This is a genomic window from Kineococcus deserti, assembly GCF_050871945.1.
Classification (GTDB): domain Bacteria; phylum Actinomycetota; class Actinomycetes; order Actinomycetales; family Kineococcaceae; genus Kineococcus.
In genome coordinates this window covers 43664-60118 of record NZ_JBJLSI010000010.1, presented here as the reverse complement: position 1 = coordinate 60118, position 16455 = coordinate 43664, and the positions used below count along the sequence as shown (strand labels likewise).

Below are 16455 nucleotides of genomic sequence, written 5' to 3'. Positions count from 1 at the left end.
TCCCCGCGACGATCCCCGCGACGATCCCCGCGACGGTTCCCGGCGCCGGGACCTCGACACGCACCGTCACCGGTGCGGAAGGCATCGTGCGGGCGGGTAACCTCCCACCGTGCCGATGACCGACGGCGAGCCGCTGACTCTCGCCGACCTCGCGACGGCCCTCGGCACCGGTGTCCCCGGGGTCGGGAACGTCGCCGTCCGCGGTGTGACCCTCGACTCCCGCCGCGTCGGTGCCGGGGACCTGTACGCCGCGCTGCCCGGGGCCAACGTCCACGGCGCGCGCTTCGCCGCCCAGGCCGCCGCGGCCGGGGCCGTGGCCGTGCTCACCGACCCCGCCGGCCAGGCCGAGGCCGCCGCCACCGGACTGCCCGTCCTCGTCGTCGACCACCCCCGCGCCGTGCTCGGCGACCTGGCCGCCCGGATCTTCGGCCGCCCCGGTGAGGCGCTGACCACCGTCGGGGTGACGGGCACCAACGGCAAGACGACCACGGCCTACCTCGTGGAGTCGCTGCTGCGCGCGGCCGGGTGGACCACCGGGCTGCTCGGCACCGTGGAGACCCGCATCGCCGGCGAGCGCGTCAGCAGCGTCCGCACCACCCCCGAGGCACCCGACCTGCACGCCCTGCTGGCCCGCATGGTCGCCGCCGGGGTGCGTGGCTGCGCCCTGGAGGTGTCCTCCCACGCCCTGGCCCAGCACCGCGTCGACGGCCTCGTCGTCGACGTCGCCGCCTTCACCAACCTGTCCCAGGACCACCTGGACTTCCACGGGTCGATGGAGGAGTACTTCGCCGCCAAGGCGCAGCTGTTCACCCCCGCGCACTCCCGCCGCGGTGTCGTCTGGGTCGACCCGGCCGACCCGGACCGCTGGGGTGCGCGCCTGGCCGAACGGGCCACGGTCCCGGTGAGCACCGTGGGCCCGGCGGGGGACTGGCGCGTGTCGGCGGTGCGCACCGACCGCGCCCGCAGCACCTTCCACCTGTCGGGTCCCGGCCACGAGCTGGACCTGACCTGCCCGCTGCCGGGGGACTTCAACGTCGCCAACGCCGCGCTGGCCGCCGTGGCCGCCCTGAGCCTGCAGGTCCCCGCGCGGACGGTCGTGGCCGGGCTGGCCGCCGCCCAGGGCGTTCCCGGGCGCATGCAGCCCGTCGTCCGCGACCACGACCCCGACCAGGCCCCGCTCGTGGTCGTCGACTACGCGCACACACCCGACGCCCTCGAGCGGGTCCTGCACACGCTGCGCGGCACCACGCCGGGCCGGCTCGTCGCCGTCCTGGGCGCAGGCGGCGACCGGGACCGGGGCAAGCGCCCGCTGATGGGTGCGGCCGTGGCCGCCGCCGCCGACGTCGTCGTCGTCACCGACGACAACCCGCGTTCGGAGGACCCGGCCGCGATCCGCGCCGCGGTGCTGGCCGGCGCGCGGGGCGGTGCGCGGGTGCTGGAGGTCGCCGACCGCCGCGAGGCGATCAGGACGGCGCTGGCCGCGTGCGACGGGCCGGCGGACACGGTGCTGCTGGCCGGCAAGGGGCACGAGACCGGCCAGGAGACCGCCGGGGTCGTGACCCCGTTCGACGACCGGCTGGTCGGCGCCGAGGAACTCGAGCAGTGGGCTGGACACGCGGCGAGCGCCGCGACGGGAGGTACGCAGTGATCGCGCTGACCGCGGCCGAGGTGGCCGACCTGGCCGGTGGCCGGGTCGCCCACGGCGCCGCGTCGACGACGGCCCAGGGGCCGGTCGTCATCGACTCCCGTTCCGCCGCACCGGGAGCGCTGTTCGTGGCGCTGCCCGGGGAACGGGTCGACGGCGCCGACTACGCCGCGGCGGCGGTGCGCTCCGGCGCGACCGTCGTCCTGGCCGAACGCGAGGTCGACCTGCCCGAGGGTGCCGCGCTGGTGCTCGTCGAGGACGGCGTCGCGGCGCTGGGGCGGCTCGCGAACGGTGTGCTGCAGCGGTTGCGGGCGACCGGGCAGGGGCCCCTCGTCGTGGGCGTCACCGGCTCGCAGGGCAAGACGACGACCAAGGACCTGCTCGCCGGCGTGCTGCCCGGTCCCGTCGTGGCTCCGCAGGGCAGCTTCAACAACGAGATCGGCGCGCCGCTGACCGTGCTGCGCGCCGAGGCCGGCACCCGCTCGCTCGTCGTGGAGATGGGCGCCCGCGGGATCGGGCACATCGCCCGGCTGTGCGCCATCGCCCAGCCCGACGTCGGGGTCGAACTCGTCGTCGGCGCCGCGCACGCGGGGGAGTTCGGCTCGCTGGAGGCGACCGCGCAGGCCAAGGGCGAGCTCGTCGAGGCGCTGCCGGCCACCGGGCTGGCCGTGCTCAACGCCGACGACGACCGCGTCGCGGCGATGGCCTCGCGCACCCGCGCCCGCGTCCTGACCTTCGGCCGCAGCCCGCACGCCGACGTCCGCGCGCTCGACGTCGTCCTCGACGCGCACGCCCGCCCCGGGTTCACCCTGGCCCACGACGGGGCGAGCGCGCCGGTGCGGCTGCGGCTGCACGGCGAGCACCAGGTCACCAACGCCCTGGCCGCGGCCGCCGTCGCGCTGGGCACCGGGAACCCGCTGGAGGAGGTCGCGCAGCGGCTGTCGCAGGCCGGGACCACCAGCCCCGGCCGGATGCAGGTCGTCGAGCGGGCCGACGGCGTGACGGTCGTGCACGACGCCTACAACGCCAACCCGGACTCGATGCGCGCCGCGCTGAAGGCCCTCGTCGGGATGGCCGGCGAGCGGCGCAGCTGGGCCGTGCTGGGGGAGATGCTCGAACTCGGGCCCGCCTCCCGCGACGAGCACGACGTGCTGGGCCGCACCGTGGTGCGCCTCGACGTCGACCAGCTCCTCGTCGTGGGCGCCGGTGCCCGGCCCATCTACACCGGCGCCGTCATGGAGGGGTCCTGGGGCGAGGAGGCGGCGTTCGCCGACGACGTCGACGCGGCCCTGGAGTTCCTGCGAGCCAGGTTGCGTCCCGGTGACGTGGTCCTGGTGAAGTCGTCCAACGGGGCGGGCCTGGGCCGGCTCGCCGAAACCCTGATCAGTTCGGAGGGGTCGCAGAAGTGAGGACCGTCCTCATCGCGGGAGTGTTCTCGCTCGTCGTCTCCCTCTTCGGGACGCCGCTGTACATCCGCTGGCTGGTGCGCCGCGGGTACGGGCAGTTCGTCCGCGACGACGGCCCGACCACGCACCACACCAAGCGCGGAACGCCCACCATGGGCGGGGTCGTCATCATCCTGGCCGCGCTGCTGGCCTACGCCGCGGCGCACCTGTTCACCGGCGCGCCCCCCACGGCGTCCGGTCTGCTCGTGCTGCTGCTCATGACGGGGCTGGGGGTCGTCGGGTTCCTCGACGACTTCCTGAAGATCTCCAAGCAGCGCAGCCTGGGCCTGACGGCCAAGGCGAAGCTGGCCGGTCAGGGCCTGGTCGGCATCGCCTTCGGCGTGCTGGCCCTGCAGTTCCCCGCCGCGGACAAGGACGGGGCGACCCCGGCCTCGACGCACATCTCGATCCTGCGCGACACCCCGCTCGACCTCGCGTTCGTCGGCGCGGTCGGCGGGACGGTCCTGTTCGTCGTCTGGGTGCTGCTCATCACCTCCGCGGTCAGCAACGGGGTGAACCTCACCGACGGCCTGGACGGCCTGGCGACCGGCGCGACGACGCTGGTGCTGGCGGCCTACGTCCTCATCTGCACGTTCCAGTCCAACCAGAGCTGCTTCACCCTCGACGAGTTCGAGGCACGCTGCTACGAGGTGCGCGACCCGCGCGACCTGGCGGTCGTCGCGGCCGCGGTCATGGGCGCCTGCTTCGGGTTCCTGTGGTGGAACGCCAGCCCCGCGAAGATCTTCATGGGCGACACCGGGTCGCTGGCCCTGGGCGGTGCGCTGGCCGGGCTGGCGATCCTGTCGCGCACCCAGATCCTGCTCGTCGTGCTGGGCGGCCTGTTCGTCATCATCACGCTGTCGGTGATCCTGCAGGTCGGCTCGTTCAAGCTGACGGGCAGGCGCATCTTCCGGATGGCGCCGCTGCAGCACCACTTCGAACTCGCCGGCTGGGGCGAGGTCACCATCGTCATCCGGTTCTGGATCATCGCCGGGTTGTTCGTCTGCCTGGGCCTGGGTGTGTTCTACGCGGAGTGGGTGACGGGCGCGTGACCGTGTTCGAGTCCTGGCTGGGCAACCCCAACCCGCGCGCCGACGACACCGACCGCGTCCGGGAACTGCGCCACCTCACCTCGCGCTGGTCGGGCCTGCGCACGCTGGTCACCGGCATCGGCGTGTCCGGCTTCGCCGCGGCCGACGCCCTGCTGGAGGTCGGGGCGGAGGTCACCGTCGTGGACGCCGCGACGGGGGAGTCCCAGCGCGAGAAGGCGCAGCTGCTGGAGGTCCTGGGCGCCACGGTGCTGCTCGGTCCCGAGCACGTCACCGCCCCGCCGCGGCCGTGGGACGGTTTCGACCTCGTCGTCACCTCGCCCGGCTGGCACCCCGACGCCGACCTGCTCGTGGGCGCCGCCCTGGCGGGCGTCCCAGTGTGGGGCGACGTGGAACTGGCGTGGCGGATGCGGCCCGAGACCGGCGCCGCCCCGTGGCTGACCCTGACCGGCACCAACGGCAAGACGACCGTCGTGGAGATGGTCGCCTCGATGCTGCGCGCGGCCGGGTTGCGCGCCACCAGCGCCGGCAACGTCGGCACCCCGCTGGTGGAGGCGCTGCGGCACCCGCACGCCTTCGAGGTCCTGGCCGTGGAACTGTCCAGCTACCAGCTGCACTGGCTGTCCACGGACCTGGAGAACTCGCTGCGGCCGCGCGCGGCCGCGGTGCTGAACATCGCCCCGGACCACCTGGACTGGCACGGCTCGCTCGAGGCGTACGCGCTGGCCAAGGGCCGGATCTACCAGAACACCGAGATCGCCTGCGTCTACAACGTCGGCGATCCGCGCACCGAGGACCTCGTCCGCGAGGCCGACGTCGTCGAGGGCGCCCGCGCCGTGGGGTTCACCCGCGCCGCCCCGGGGCTGTCGATGCTGGGCCTGGTCGAGGACGTCCTGTGCGACCGCGCGTTCGTCGAGCAGCGCCAGTCCCACGCGGCGGAGCTGTGCTCGCTGGCCGACCTGCGGCCCGAGGGCACCGACGACCCCGTCCCGCCGCACACGGTGGAGAACGTCCTGGCGGCCGCGGCGCTGGCCCGCGCGCACGGGATCCCGCAGGTCGCCGTCCGCAACGGCGTGCGCGGTTTCACCCCCGCCCCGCACCGGGTCGCGACCGTCCTGGAACCGGCCCGCACCGGCGGGGTGCGCTTCGTCGACGACTCCAAGGCCACCAACGCGCACGCCGCGAACGCCTCGCTGGCGACGTTCGGGAACGTCGTGTGGATCGCCGGCGGGGACGCCAAGGGCGCCTCCTTCGACGAGCTGGTGAGCGCGCACGCGGGCCGGTTGCGCGCCGCGGTCCTCATCGGCCGGGACCGCGGCCTGGTCGCGGACGCGTTGCGGCGACACGCAGCGGATGTCCCCGTGGTGGAGGTGGACCTCCCGCAGGATGGTTCCGTGAGCGGACTCATGGACGCTGTCGTGACCCGGGCGGCCGAGCTGGCGCGCCCGGGCGACGCCGTGCTGCTCGCCCCCGCCTGCGCGTCGTGGGACCAGTTCCGCTCCTACGGGCACCGCGGCGACGAGTTCGCGGCGGCCGTGACCCGACGGTTCGCGCCGGGAGCCTGAGGTGGCGGTGGACAGCGCCCGGGACGGTGCCCGGGCCCACGCGTCGAGCTGGCAGTCCCGCGTCCGCCGCCCGGCGTGGCTGGACGCCACCGGGGAGTGGTTCCGCGACCGGGCCCGCCTGCTGGACTCGCCGCTGGCGACCCACCACGTCCTGCTCGCCACGACCAGCGTGCTGGTCGTCATCGGGCTGGTCATGGTGCTGTCGAGCTCCAGCGTCGAGGCGCTGACCAACTACGGCTCGCCCTACTACTTCTTCAAGAACCAGGCGATGTACGCCGTCATCGGGGCCATCGCCCTGATGGTCGCCAGCCGCGTCCCGGCGGTGGCGTGGCAGCGGCTGGCCGTGCCCGCCCTGCTGGCCACGGCCTTCCTGCAGCTGCTGGTCTTCGTCCCCGGCATCGGCGTGACGGTCAACGGCAACCGGAGCTGGATCGAGCTGGGACCGCTGCGGGGGCAACCCTCCGAGGCCGGCAAGATCGCCCTCGTCCTGGCGCTGGCGCTGGCGCTGTCCCGTCGCCGTGAGGTGCTGCACGAACCGGTGAAGCTGGCCGCCGCCATGGCGCTGCCGGTCGGGCTGACCGTGGGCATCGTCCTGCTGTCGCGGGACCTGGGCACGGCCCTGGTGATGATGGCGGTCGTCGCGGTGATGCTGTGGGTCGCCGGCATCCCGGCGAAGTGGTTCGCACTGGCCGCCGGGGGTGGGGCGCTGATCGCCACGCTCGCGGTCGTGACCAGCCAGAACCGGATGAGCCGCGTGCACGACTGGCTGTTCGGCACCGCCGACACCACCGAGGCCATCCAGGGGCTGGCCTGGCAGCCGGTGCACGCCAAGTACGCGCTGGCCTCCGGCAGCTGGTGGGGCCTGGGCCTGGGGGCGAGCCGCGAGAAGTGGTCCTGGCTGCCCGAGGCGCACAACGACTTCATCTTCGCCGTCATCGGCGAGGAACTGGGCCTGCCCGGGACGCTGACGATCGTCGTGCTGTTCGGTGTGCTCGCGCTCGCCGCGATGCGGCTGGTCAAGCGGTCCGAGAACCTCTACACCAAGCTCGCCGTGGCCGGCATCGGCGCGTGGATCCTGGGCCAGGCGTGCCTGAACATGGGCGTCGTCCTCTCCCTGCTGCCGGTCATCGGGGTGCCGCTGCCGCTGATCTCCGCCGGTGGTTCGGCCCTGGTGCTGACGCTGTTCGGCATCGGCATCCTGCTGTCCTTCGCCCGCGCCGAGCCCGGTGCGCCCGAGGCCATCCGGGCCCGCGAATCGGTCGTGGCCCGGTCGCTGGCGGTCCTGCCGCACCGGGGTCGTCGGGGCCCCCGGGACACCTCCCGCAAGCGTCCGACGAAGGGTTGACCGTGAACGTCCTGCTCGCCGGTGGAGGGACGACGGGACACGTCGCCCCGTTGCTGGCCACCGCCGACCGCCTGCGCCGGAGGAACCCCGCGACGGGGATCCTCGTCCTGGGCACGACGGAGGGGGTCGAGTCCCGGCTCGTCCCCCAGCGCGGGTACGAACTCGCCGTCGTCCCGCGGGTCCCGCTGCCGCGCAAGCCGTCGGCCGACCTGCTGCGGCTGCCCGGCCGGCTGCGGGGCGCCGTCGCCGCGGCGCGGAGGGCGATCGAGGACGTCCAGGCCGACGTCGTCGTGGGTTTCGGCGGCTACGTCGCGGTCCCCGCCTACCTGGCCGCCCGCCGCGCCGGCGTGCCGATCGTCGTGCACGAGCAGAACGCGCTGCCCGGCATCGCCAACCGCCTCGGCGCCCGGTGGGCGACGAGCACGGCCGTGACGTTCCCCGGCACCCCGCTGCCCGGTGCGGTCCACACCGGCATGCCGCTGCGCACCGAGGTCGTCGCCCTCGCCGACGCGCCCGACCGGGACGCGCGCAAGCGCGCCGCCCGGGCGGGACTCGGCCTGGACCCCGACGTCCCGACGCTGCTGGTGACGGGCGGATCGCTGGGGGCGCAACGCCTCAACGAGGTGTTCGGCGCGTGCGCCGGTGACCTCCTCGCCGCCGGGGTGCAGGTGCTGCACGCGTGCGGGCGCGGCAAGTCGGTCCCGCTCGCCGCCGACGTCGACACCTCCCGCTACGTGGTCCGGGAGTACCTCGACGAGATGGACACCGCCTACGCCGCAGCCGACCTCGTGGCCTGCCGCAGCGGCGCGGGAACCGTCAGCGAACTCACCGCGGTCGGGTTGCCCGGCGTCTACGTCCCGCTGCCGATCGGCAACGGCGAACAGCGCCGCAACGCCGAGTCCGTCGTGGCCGCCGGTGGTGGCGTCCTCGTGGCCGACGCCGACCTGGACGCCGCCTTCGTGCGCTCGCGCGTCCTGCCGCTGGTCTCCGACCCCGCCGCCCTGGCGACCGCGGCGAAGGCCGCCGCCGGTTTCGGCGTCCACGACGGCGACGAACGTCTCGCCGACCTCGTCGAGGCGGCCGCCCGGTGACCGCGCTGGAGCTGGGCAGGGTCCACCTGCTGGGGATCGGCGGAGTCGGGATGTCCGGCATCGCCCGGCTGCTGCGCGGCCGCGGCCTGGAGGTGTCCGGCACCGACAGCGCCGACTCGCCCACGTTGTCCCGCCTGGCCGACCTCGGGATCGGCACGTTCGTGGGGCACGACCCGGCGAACCTGGGCGACCTCGGCGCGGGCGACACCCTCGTGGTGAGTTCCGCGGTCCGCGCGACCAACCCCGAACTCGTCGCCGCCCGCGAACGCGGCCTGCGGGTGGTGCACCGCTCCGAGGCGCTCGCCGCGCTGATGGCCGGGCGCCGGGGGGTCGCGGTCGCCGGCACCCACGGCAAGACGACGACCTCCTCGATGCTGGCGGTCGCGCTGACCGAGGCCGGCCTCGACCCCGGGTACGCCATCGGCGGGGAACTCACGGGTGGCACGGACGGCGGAGCCCGCGACGGCGTCGGCCCGTTCGTCGCCGAGGCCGACGAGTCCGACGGGTCCTTCCGCGCGTACGCCCCCGTCGTCGACGTCGTCACGAACGTCGAACCCGACCACCTCGACCACTACGGCACCGCCGAGCAGTACGCCGCCGCCTTCGAGGAGTTCGTCGACCGGTTGCAGCCCGGAGGGCTCCTGGTCGCCTGCGCCGACGACCCCGGGGCGCTCGCCCTGGCCGGGTACGCCCGCGAGCGCGGTGTGCGGGTGCGCACCTACGGGACCTCCGAGGCCGCCGACGTCCGGCTGACCGACGTCCGGCCCGGTGCGCAGCCCTCGGCCGTCCTGACCGACCCCGCGGCCGGGGGGGCCACGGGGCGGGAGCTGCGGCTGGCCGTCCCCGGCGAGCACAACCTGCGCAACGCGGCCGCGGCCTACTGCGCCGCGCTCGAGCTGGGAGCCGACCCCGTACTCGTGCTGGCCGGGCTGGCGCGCTTCGGGGGCGCCCGGCGGCGGTTCGAGCTGAAGGGCGAGGCCGCCGGGGTCCGGGTCGTCGACGACTACTCCCACCACCCGACCGAGGTCGAGGCGCTGCTGCGCGCGGCCCGGCCCGTCGCCGGCGACGGCCGGGTCGTCGTGGTGTTCCAGCCGCACCTGGTCAGCCGCACCCGCACGTTCGCGACGGAGTTCGGCCGCGCGCTGGGGCTGGCCGACGAGGTGGTCGTCCTCGACGTCTACGTCGCCCGCGAGGACCCCGACCCGGCGGTCACCGGCGCCCTCGTCGCCGACGCGGTGCCGTTGCCGTCCGGGCACGTCCGCTTCGTGCCCGACCTCCGGAGCGCGCCGCAGGTCCTCGCCGGACTGGTCCGTCCGGGTGATCTCCTGCTCACGGTCGGGGCGGGGAACGTCACCGTGATCGGGCCGCAGGTCCTCGAGCTGCTGGCAGGGCGCTGATGGCGCGCCCGACGCCGCCGCGCCGGCCGGCCGCGGCCCAGCCCCCCGTCGAGCCGAAGGTCACCGGCAGCCCCCAGCGGCGGCGCGCCGTGCGGGCGGCGGGACACTCCTCGGCGGGACAGGGGACGACGGGGAAGTCCCCGGGCGCAACGGCCTCCGGTGGACCCACGGCCAGGACCCTCGCGACGGGGTCCCCGGCGGGGCCGTCCGCCAGGTCCGCGAAGAGTGCCGCCGGGACTCCTGCGAAGACTCCCGGGAAGGGCGCGGCCAGGTCCCCGGGGAAGGCCCCCGCGGCGTCCTCGCGGCGCGCGGGCGGGCCGTCGGCGCCGGCCTCCCGGACCGGCCGCACCACGTCGCGGCCGGGCGAGCGGGCCGGGCGCGTCGCCGACCTCGCCGGTGCCCGCCGGGCCCGTCGCTGGCAGCCCGGCCGCCGCGCCGTGGGCGCCCTCGTGGCGCTGGCCGTCGTGCTCGTGGCGGGGGGGTGGCTGCTGCTGGCCTCGCCGTGGCTGCGGGTCTCCGAGGTGCGCATCACCGGTGTCGAACGGACCGACGTCGCCGCGGTGCAGGCGATCGTGGCCGGGCAGGAGGGGGTGCCGCTGGCCCGCGTCGGCACCCGGTCGCTCACCTCGGCCGTCGAGGAGCTGCCGCTGGTCGCGAGCGTCGACGTCAGCCGCTCCTGGCCCTCCACGCTGGTCGTCGCCGTGACCGAGCGCGAGGCCGTGGCGGCCGTCGGCTCGACGTCCGGGGGAGTGGACCTCGTCGACGGCGACGGCAACGTCCTGGTGCACGAGGACACCGCCCCCGCCGGGGTGCCCACCCTGGACGTCGACGTGGCGTCCGCCGGGAACGAGGCCCTGCAGGCGGCCATCGAAGTGAACGCCACGCTGGCGGCCGACGTGCGCTCGCAGGTCTCCTCGATCGCCGCGACCGGCCCCGACGCGGTGACGCTGCAGCTCGTCGACGGCCCGGTCGTGGTGTGGGGCGACGCCTCCCGGCCCGAGCGCAAGGCCGAGGTGCTGTTGCGCCTGCTCGCCGACCCCACGGCGGCCGAGGCGACGACCCTCGACGTCTCCGCCCCCGACGCCCCCGCCGCCACCCCCTGACCCCTGGTCGGGGGTCGCAGGTGGGAACCGTTGGGCTCACCCTGTGAGCCCGACGCTCCGACGGTTCCGACCGGGCGCTCTCGCCGGGCACCTCTCCGCAACTGCGCGTAGCTTTTTCGTCACAGAGAGCGATACATCCCGGAGATCTGAGATCCGTCCGGGGTGTTGTCGCGACACGCCGTGCCATCGGTTGCAGTTCGCGCCTCCGGCTCCCTACGGTCACGACCAAGCAGCACGTGACATAACGTTGACCCTCTACCTGAGGGTCAGGGTTCGCAGCACCGGACAGCGAGATCAGGCGAAAGAGGCGAGAGGCACTCACCGTGGCAGCTCCGCAGAACTACCTAGCGGTCATCAAGGTCGTCGGCGTCGGCGGCGGTGGTGTGAACGCGGTCAACCGGATGATCGAGGTCGGCCTCAAGGGCGTCGAGTTCATCGCCGTGAACACCGACGCGCAGGCGCTCCTCATGTCCGACGCGGACGTGAAGCTCGACGTCGGCCGGGAGCTCACCCGTGGGCTCGGCGCCGGCGCCGACCCGGAGGTGGGTCGCAAGGCCGCCGAGGACCACGCCGAGGAGATCGAAGAGGTGCTCAAGGGCGCCGACATGGTCTTCGTCACCGCGGGTGAGGGGGGTGGCACCGGCACCGGCGGCGCGCCCGTCGTGGCCCGCATCGCGCGCTCGCTGGGCGCCCTGACGATCGGCGTCGTGACCCGCCCGTTCACCTTCGAGGGCCGCCGCCGCGCGAACTCCGCCGAGAGCGGCATCTCGGAGCTGCGCGACGAGGTCGACACCCTCATCGTCATCCCGAACGACCGGCTGCTGCAGATCTCCGACCAGAAGGTCAGCATCCTCGACGCCTTCAAGTCGGCCGACCAGGTGCTGCTGTCCGGTGTCCAGGGCATCACCGACCTGATCACCACCCCCGGTCTGATCAACCTCGACTTCGCCGACGTGAAGTCGGTCATGCAGGGCGCCGGCTCGGCCCTCATGGGCATCGGCTCGGCCCGCGGCGACGACCGCGCGCTGCAGGCCGCCGAGGCCGCCGTCAACAGCCCGCTGCTCGAGGCGAGCATCGACGGCGCGCACGGCGTCCTGCTGTCGATCCAGGGTGGCTCCGACCTCGGTCTGTACGAGATCAACGAAGCCGCGCGCCTGGTCCAGGAGGCCGCGCACCCCGAGGCGAACATCATCTTCGGCACCGTCATCGACGACGCCCTCGGCGACGAGGTGCGCGTCACGGTCATCGCGGCCGGCTTCGACAACGGCTCGCCGCAGCGCCGCCGCGACGAGCGGGCGCTCGGGCAGGTCTCCGGCCGGCCGCAGCAGCAGGGCAGCGCCGTGCCGCCGCGGGCGGGCCGTCCGGTCCCGGCCCAGACCCCGACGCCCGAGCCGTCGTACGCCCCGGCCCCGCAGCCGCAGTACACCCAGGCGCAGCAGCAGCCGCAGCAGCAGCCGGCGCCCGCGTACGCCCAGCAGCAGCCGCAGTACGCCCCGGAGAAGCAGTACGCCCCGGCCCAGCCGGCCGAACCGCAGCAGCCCGTGCAGCAGTACACCCAGCAGCAGGCGCCGCAGATCGTCCCCGGCCAGGACCCGGTGCAGGTCCCGCGGATCATCGAGCTCCCGCAGGACACCGCCTCGGTGCGGCGCCCGGCGCGCCCGCGTCCCGAGGAGGACGACCTGGACGTGCCCGACTTCCTCAAGTGAGGTCGCACGCGCACGGGAAGTCCCAGCGTTGAACGACGTGACCGTCCCGCTGCTGGACGCCGGTCTGCCGGCCGGCGTCCGCGGCGGGTTCACCACCCGCACCACCACGGGCCCGGCCAGCCGGGGTCCGTACGCCGGACTCAACCTCGGCGACCACGTCGGGGACGACCCCGCTCTCGTCGCCGCCCACCGCGACGCGCTGCGCCGCAGCGTGGGAGCCGACGCCCTCGTCGTCCCGCAGCAGGTCCACGGCGCCGACGTCGTGGAGGTCGTCAGCCCGCCCGCGCGACCGCCCGTCGCCGACGCGCTGTTCACCCGGGTTCCCGGCATCGCCCTGGGCGTCGTCGTCGCCGACTGCGTGCCGGTGCTGCTGGCCGACGCGGACGCCGGCCTGGTCGGCGTGGCGCACGCCGGCCGTCCCGGGCTCGTGGCCGGGGTCGTCCCCGCCCTGGTCGCCGCCCTGCGCGCCGCCGGCGCCACCGGCCTGCGGGCCGCGCTCGGCCCCTCCATCTGCGGCGGGTGCTACGAGGTGCCCCAGCAGATGTCCGACGACGTCGCCGTCCGGGTGCCGGCCGCCCGGGCCGCGACGCGCTGGGGAACCCCCGCGGTGGACGTCCCGGCCGGGGTGCTGGCCCAGCTCGCCGACCTCGGCGTGCCGGCCCGGCGCGTGGACCGCTGCACCGCCGAGCACGACGACCTGTACTCCTACCGCCGCGACGGCACGACGGGCCGCTCGGGCGCGGTCGTGGTGCTCACGTGAACCGCCGCGAGGAGCTCGACGCCGCGCTGGCTGCCACCCGCGGGCGGATCGAGGCCGCCGCGCGCGCCGCGGGTCGGGGTCCGGGCGAGATCACCCTCGTCGTCGTGACCAAGTTCTTCCCGGCCGAGGACGTGCGGCTCCTGGCCGGTCTCGGTGTGCGGGACGTGGGGGAGAACCGCGACCAGGAGGCCGGCGCCAAGGCCGCCGAACTGGCCGACCTGGCCGGTCTGCACTGGCACTTCGTCGGGCAGCTGCAGACCAACAAGGCCCGCTCGGTCGCCCGGTACGCCGACAGCGTCCACTCGCTCGACCGCGTCCGGCTCGTCCGGGCGCTGGGAACGGCTGCGGCGCAGGCCGGGCGCGAGCTCGGTTGCTTCGTGCAGGTCGACCTGGCGCCGGCCCTGGGGCAGGACCCCGACCCCGGCCGCGCCGGCGCGAGCGGCGAGGAGGTGCTGAGGGTGGCCGAGGCCGTCGCCGGTCAGGAGCACCTGCGGCTGCGCGGGCTGATGGCCGTCGCCCCGCTGGGCGTCGACCCCGCCGCGGCGTTCGCCGAGCTGGCCCGGACCGCCGAGCGGGTGCGTCGTGAGCACCCGGCCGCGCGGGAGCTGTCGGCCGGCATGAGCGCGGACCTGGAACAGGCCGTGGCGGCCGGTGCGACACACCTGCGTGTCGGCAGCGCGATCCTCGGATCCCGGCCGCCCGCGCGGTAACGTCCGACCCACCGCTCCCACCGCCCGGGAGCACCCGACGTCACGACAGCACGACCCCGAGGAGCCTGCGATGGCCGGCGCGCTGCGCAATGCGATGGTCTACCTCGGCCTCGCCGAGGACGACCGCTACGCCGAGGACGCCGAGGTCGACCAGGCGCGCCCGCGGACCGAGGTCGCCCGCGAGGTGCGCCAGGAGTCGCGCACCGAGGTGCGTCCTGAACCCCGCCCCGAGGTGCGGCACGAACCCCGCTCCGAACCGGCGCCGGAGCGCCGTTCCGCTCCCGCCGCCGCGACGGCCCAGGTGACCCCGATCAGGAAGCAGGTGGCCCAGGTGGTCCCCCAGACGTCGAGCCCCGTGTCGTCCGTGTCCTCGGCGGCCGAGCTGCACCGGATCACGACCATCCACCCGCGCACGTACAACGAGGCCAAGGTCATCGGCGAGTCGTTCCGCGACGGCGTCCCGGTCATCATGAACCTGACGGACATGGACGACTCCGACGCCAAGCGACTCGTCGACTTCTCCGCCGGTCTCGTCTTCGGGCTGCACGGTTCGATAGAGCGCGTGACCGCCAAGGTCTTCCTGCTCTCGCCGGCCAACGTGGAGGTCGCCTCCCAGGAGGAGGAGCGCCCGACCGAGCGAACCTTCTTCAACCAGTCCTGAAGGGTCCCGGGTACCCGGCGCGATCAGGCAGGATGACTCCGTGGCCGTGGTCTTCAAGCTCCTCGAAATCGTCGTCCTGCTCTTCTTCATCTGCCTGATCGGTCGGCTCGTGCTCGACTGGGTCCAGGCGCTCTCGCGCGAGTGGCGTCCCCGCGGGGCCGTGCTGGTCGTCGCCGAGGCCGTGTACACGGTGACCGACCCGCCGCTGAAGCTGCTGCGCCGGATCCTGCCCCCGCTGCGGCTGGGGGCGGTGCAGCTGGACCTCGCCTTCCTCGTGCTGGCGATCCTGTGCTCGATCCTCATGCCCACGTTCGACGGACTGTCCCGGCAGGCGGCCTTGTCCTGATCGCTGCGTGATCGTCCCGTCCCGCGTGGGCGTGACTGCCCGATGCCCGGTCGTCACCCGGCGACCGGCAGCGCCTCCGCCGGTCGTGGGCACGATCACGTCCGCTACGGTGCGGTAGGTTTCGGGCTGTCCGACCCGGGTGGTTCGTCGGGTTCGAGTGGTCCGTCTACGTGTGGCTCGTCGGGACACGTCCGACAGCCCAGGTCCGACAGCGAGGTGTGGAAGATGCCGCTCACTCCGGAAGACGTCGTCGAGAAGCGTTTCAACCCCACACGGGTGCGTGAGGGGTACGCCCAGGACGAGGTCGACGACTTCCTCGACGAGGTCGTCGCCGAGTTGCGACGTCTCAACGCCGAGAACTCGGAGCTGCGCGGGCAGCTCAACCAGTGCCAGGCGCGGGTCACCGAACTGACCCGGGTCCAGTCCGCTCCCGCGGACGGCCAGGCGGTCGCGCCGGAAGCGCAGCCCGAGCAGGAGCCGGCGCCGGCACCGGAACCGGAGCCCGTCGGCGCCGCCCCGGCGGTCGCCGAACCCGTCGCGGACGAGGACGCCACCTCCCGGGCCGCCGGGGTCATCGCGTTGGCCCAGCGACTGCACGACGAGTACGTCCGCGAGGGCGAGTCCCGGCGGGACGCCCTGGTGCTGGCCGCGCAGGAGCAGGCCGAGACCGTCGTGGCCGAGGCCGAGGCCCGCCGGGACCGCACGCTCGGCGAGCTGGAGTCCCGCCGGCAGCAGTTGCAGGAGACCATCCACCAGCTCCACGACCGCGAGAGCACCTACCGCGAGCAGCTCGAGCAGTTCATCGCCACCCAGCTCGAGGACCTGCGCCGGATCGCCCGAGTGGTGCCCGACGACGCCGTGAGCCGTTGACGTCAGTCGTTGACGTGAGCCGCTGAGGCCGGCCCCGCACCGCGCGGCAGCCGCCATCCCGTGACGGGGTGGCGGCTGTCGTCGTCTGACGGTGTCCCGATGTGTGCAAGGTGAACTGCGCACCCGATCGGGCCAGCTTTGACAACTTTGCGTTTCCAGTTGCTCACACAGGGTGATAGTCCCTAGTGTCTCCCGCACGCGGCACCACGGGCCGCGCTCAAGGCGAGGGGGGATCACGATGCACGGGGTGTCTGCAGGGGCCGCGACGGCTGCGGTGGGAACGACGGGGCGGGCCGCCCGGGCCGCCGCGGTGCGCGAACTGCCGGTCAAGGAGTCCGAGGAGGCCTGGACCGCCGAGGAACTGGCCGAGGTCCGGTCCGAGCTGATGGGCGAGGTCGGCCGGCTGACCCGCGAGCTCGACGACGCGACGTCCTCCTTCTCCGCCCTGGTGCGTTCCGGCGAGGGGGCCGGTGACGACCAGGTCGACCACGGGGCGACGACGGCCGGCCGCGAGCACGAGATGACCATCCTGAACAACGCGCGCGACCTGCTCGAGCAGACCCAGCGCGCCCTGGTGCGGATGGCCTCCGGCGCCTACGGCGTCTGCGAGACGTGCGGCGGCCCGATCGGCAAGGCCCGCCTGCAGGCCTTCCCGCGGGTGACGCTGTGCATGGGGTGCAAGTCCCGGGCCGAGCGCCGCTGACCCGTTCGCCCACCGTCCTCCGGCGCCGCGGGCAGCGCCGGAGGACGGTGGGGGCGTGG

The 16455-nt window shown here is 74.6% G+C and carries 15 protein-coding genes; all 15 read left to right on the top strand.

Annotation, left to right across the window (positions count from 1 at the left end; all coding sequences use genetic code 11):
- Positions 1-115: 115 nt before the first annotated feature.
- The 15 genes from ACRYR2_RS10440 (at position 116) to ACRYR2_RS10370 (ending at position 16396) form a co-directional block, all read left to right on the top strand.
- The gene (locus ACRYR2_RS10440) at positions 116-1648 is read left to right on the top strand and encodes a UDP-N-acetylmuramoyl-L-alanyl-D-glutamate--2,6-diaminopimelate ligase (RefSeq protein WP_432562866.1); all 1533 of its coding nucleotides are present in this window, start codon (positions 116-118) and stop codon (positions 1646-1648) included.
- Positions 1645-3054 carry a UDP-N-acetylmuramoyl-tripeptide--D-alanyl-D-alanine ligase gene (locus tag ACRYR2_RS10435; RefSeq protein ID WP_432562792.1) on the top strand — a complete coding sequence of 470 codons (1410 nt, stop codon included), beginning with the start codon at positions 1645-1647 and terminating at the stop codon, positions 3052-3054. The genes ACRYR2_RS10440 and ACRYR2_RS10435 overlap by 4 nt, the downstream gene beginning before the upstream one ends.
- Positions 3051-4142: a phospho-N-acetylmuramoyl-pentapeptide-transferase gene (mraY, locus tag ACRYR2_RS10430; protein ID WP_432562791.1), complete on the top strand. Its 1092-nt coding sequence runs from the start codon at positions 3051-3053 to the stop codon at positions 4140-4142. The genes ACRYR2_RS10435 and mraY overlap by 4 nt, the downstream gene beginning before the upstream one ends.
- Complete coding sequence (gene murD / locus ACRYR2_RS10425; protein WP_432562790.1) at positions 4139-5704, top strand: UDP-N-acetylmuramoyl-L-alanine--D-glutamate ligase; 1566 nt, start codon at positions 4139-4141, stop codon at positions 5702-5704. Before mraY ends, murD begins: the two co-directional genes overlap by 4 nt.
- Before the next feature lie 7 nt (positions 5705-5711).
- Positions 5712-7049: a putative lipid II flippase FtsW gene (ftsW, locus tag ACRYR2_RS10420; protein ID WP_432562789.1), complete on the top strand. Its 1338-nt coding sequence runs from the start codon at positions 5712-5714 to the stop codon at positions 7047-7049.
- A gap of 2 nt (positions 7050-7051) precedes the next feature.
- A complete protein-coding gene (gene murG / locus ACRYR2_RS10415) occupies positions 7052-8140 on the top strand; it encodes an undecaprenyldiphospho-muramoylpentapeptide beta-N-acetylglucosaminyltransferase (RefSeq protein ID WP_432562788.1) in 1089 nt (362 codons plus the stop codon).
- A gap of 50 nt (positions 8141-8190) precedes the next feature.
- Entirely contained in the window at positions 8191-9537 is a 1347-nt protein-coding gene (gene murC / locus ACRYR2_RS10410; protein ID WP_432562865.1) for a UDP-N-acetylmuramate--L-alanine ligase, read from the top strand.
- On the top strand, positions 9537-10640 hold the full coding sequence (locus tag ACRYR2_RS10405; protein ID WP_432562787.1) for a cell division protein FtsQ/DivIB: 1104 nt from the start codon (positions 9537-9539) through the stop codon (positions 10638-10640). Before murC ends, ACRYR2_RS10405 begins: the two co-directional genes overlap by 1 nt.
- Positions 10641-10963: 323 nt before the next feature.
- Positions 10964-12346 carry a cell division protein FtsZ gene (gene ftsZ, locus ACRYR2_RS10400; protein ID WP_432562786.1) on the top strand — a complete coding sequence of 461 codons (1383 nt, stop codon included), beginning with the start codon at positions 10964-10966 and terminating at the stop codon, positions 12344-12346.
- 37 nt (positions 12347-12383) lie between these two features.
- Positions 12384-13106, top strand: coding sequence for a peptidoglycan editing factor PgeF (gene pgeF / locus ACRYR2_RS10395; RefSeq protein WP_432562785.1), 723 nt, complete (start codon positions 12384-12386; stop codon positions 13104-13106).
- Complete coding sequence (locus ACRYR2_RS10390; RefSeq protein ID WP_432562784.1) at positions 13103-13816, top strand: YggS family pyridoxal phosphate-dependent enzyme; 714 nt, start codon at positions 13103-13105, stop codon at positions 13814-13816. Before pgeF ends, ACRYR2_RS10390 begins: the two co-directional genes overlap by 4 nt.
- Before the next feature lie 70 nt (positions 13817-13886).
- Positions 13887-14477 carry a cell division protein SepF gene (locus ACRYR2_RS10385; RefSeq protein ID WP_432562783.1) on the top strand — a complete coding sequence of 197 codons (591 nt, stop codon included), beginning with the start codon at positions 13887-13889 and terminating at the stop codon, positions 14475-14477.
- Between the two features lie 40 nt (positions 14478-14517).
- The gene (locus ACRYR2_RS10380; RefSeq protein ID WP_432562782.1) at positions 14518-14823 is read left to right on the top strand and encodes a YggT family protein; all 306 of its coding nucleotides are present in this window, start codon (positions 14518-14520) and stop codon (positions 14821-14823) included.
- Positions 14824-15048: 225 nt separating this feature from the next.
- A complete protein-coding gene (locus ACRYR2_RS10375) occupies positions 15049-15693 on the top strand; it encodes a DivIVA domain-containing protein (protein ID WP_432562781.1) in 645 nt (214 codons plus the stop codon).
- 238 nt (positions 15694-15931) lie between these two features.
- On the top strand, positions 15932-16396 hold the full coding sequence (locus tag ACRYR2_RS10370) for a TraR/DksA family transcriptional regulator (RefSeq protein ID WP_432562780.1): 465 nt from the start codon (positions 15932-15934) through the stop codon (positions 16394-16396).
- Positions 16397-16455: the final 59 nt, after the last annotated feature.

Coding starts and splice junctions, on each gene's coding strand:
- ACRYR2_RS10440 (WP_432562866.1), top strand. CDS start 116: ATGACCGACGGCGAGCCGCTGACTCTCGCCGACCTCGCGACGGCCCTC.
- murC (WP_432562865.1), top strand. CDS start 8,191: ATGTCCGGCATCGCCCGGCTGCTGCGCGGCCGCGGCCTGGAGGTGTCC.
- ACRYR2_RS10405 (WP_432562787.1), top strand. CDS start 9,537: ATGGCGCGCCCGACGCCGCCGCGCCGGCCGGCCGCGGCCCAGCCCCCC.
- ACRYR2_RS10385 (WP_432562783.1), top strand. CDS start 13,887: ATGGCCGGCGCGCTGCGCAATGCGATGGTCTACCTCGGCCTCGCCGAG.
- ACRYR2_RS10375 (WP_432562781.1), top strand. CDS start 15,049: ATGCCGCTCACTCCGGAAGACGTCGTCGAGAAGCGTTTCAACCCCACA.
- ACRYR2_RS10370 (WP_432562780.1), top strand. CDS start 15,932: ATGCACGGGGTGTCTGCAGGGGCCGCGACGGCTGCGGTGGGAACGACG.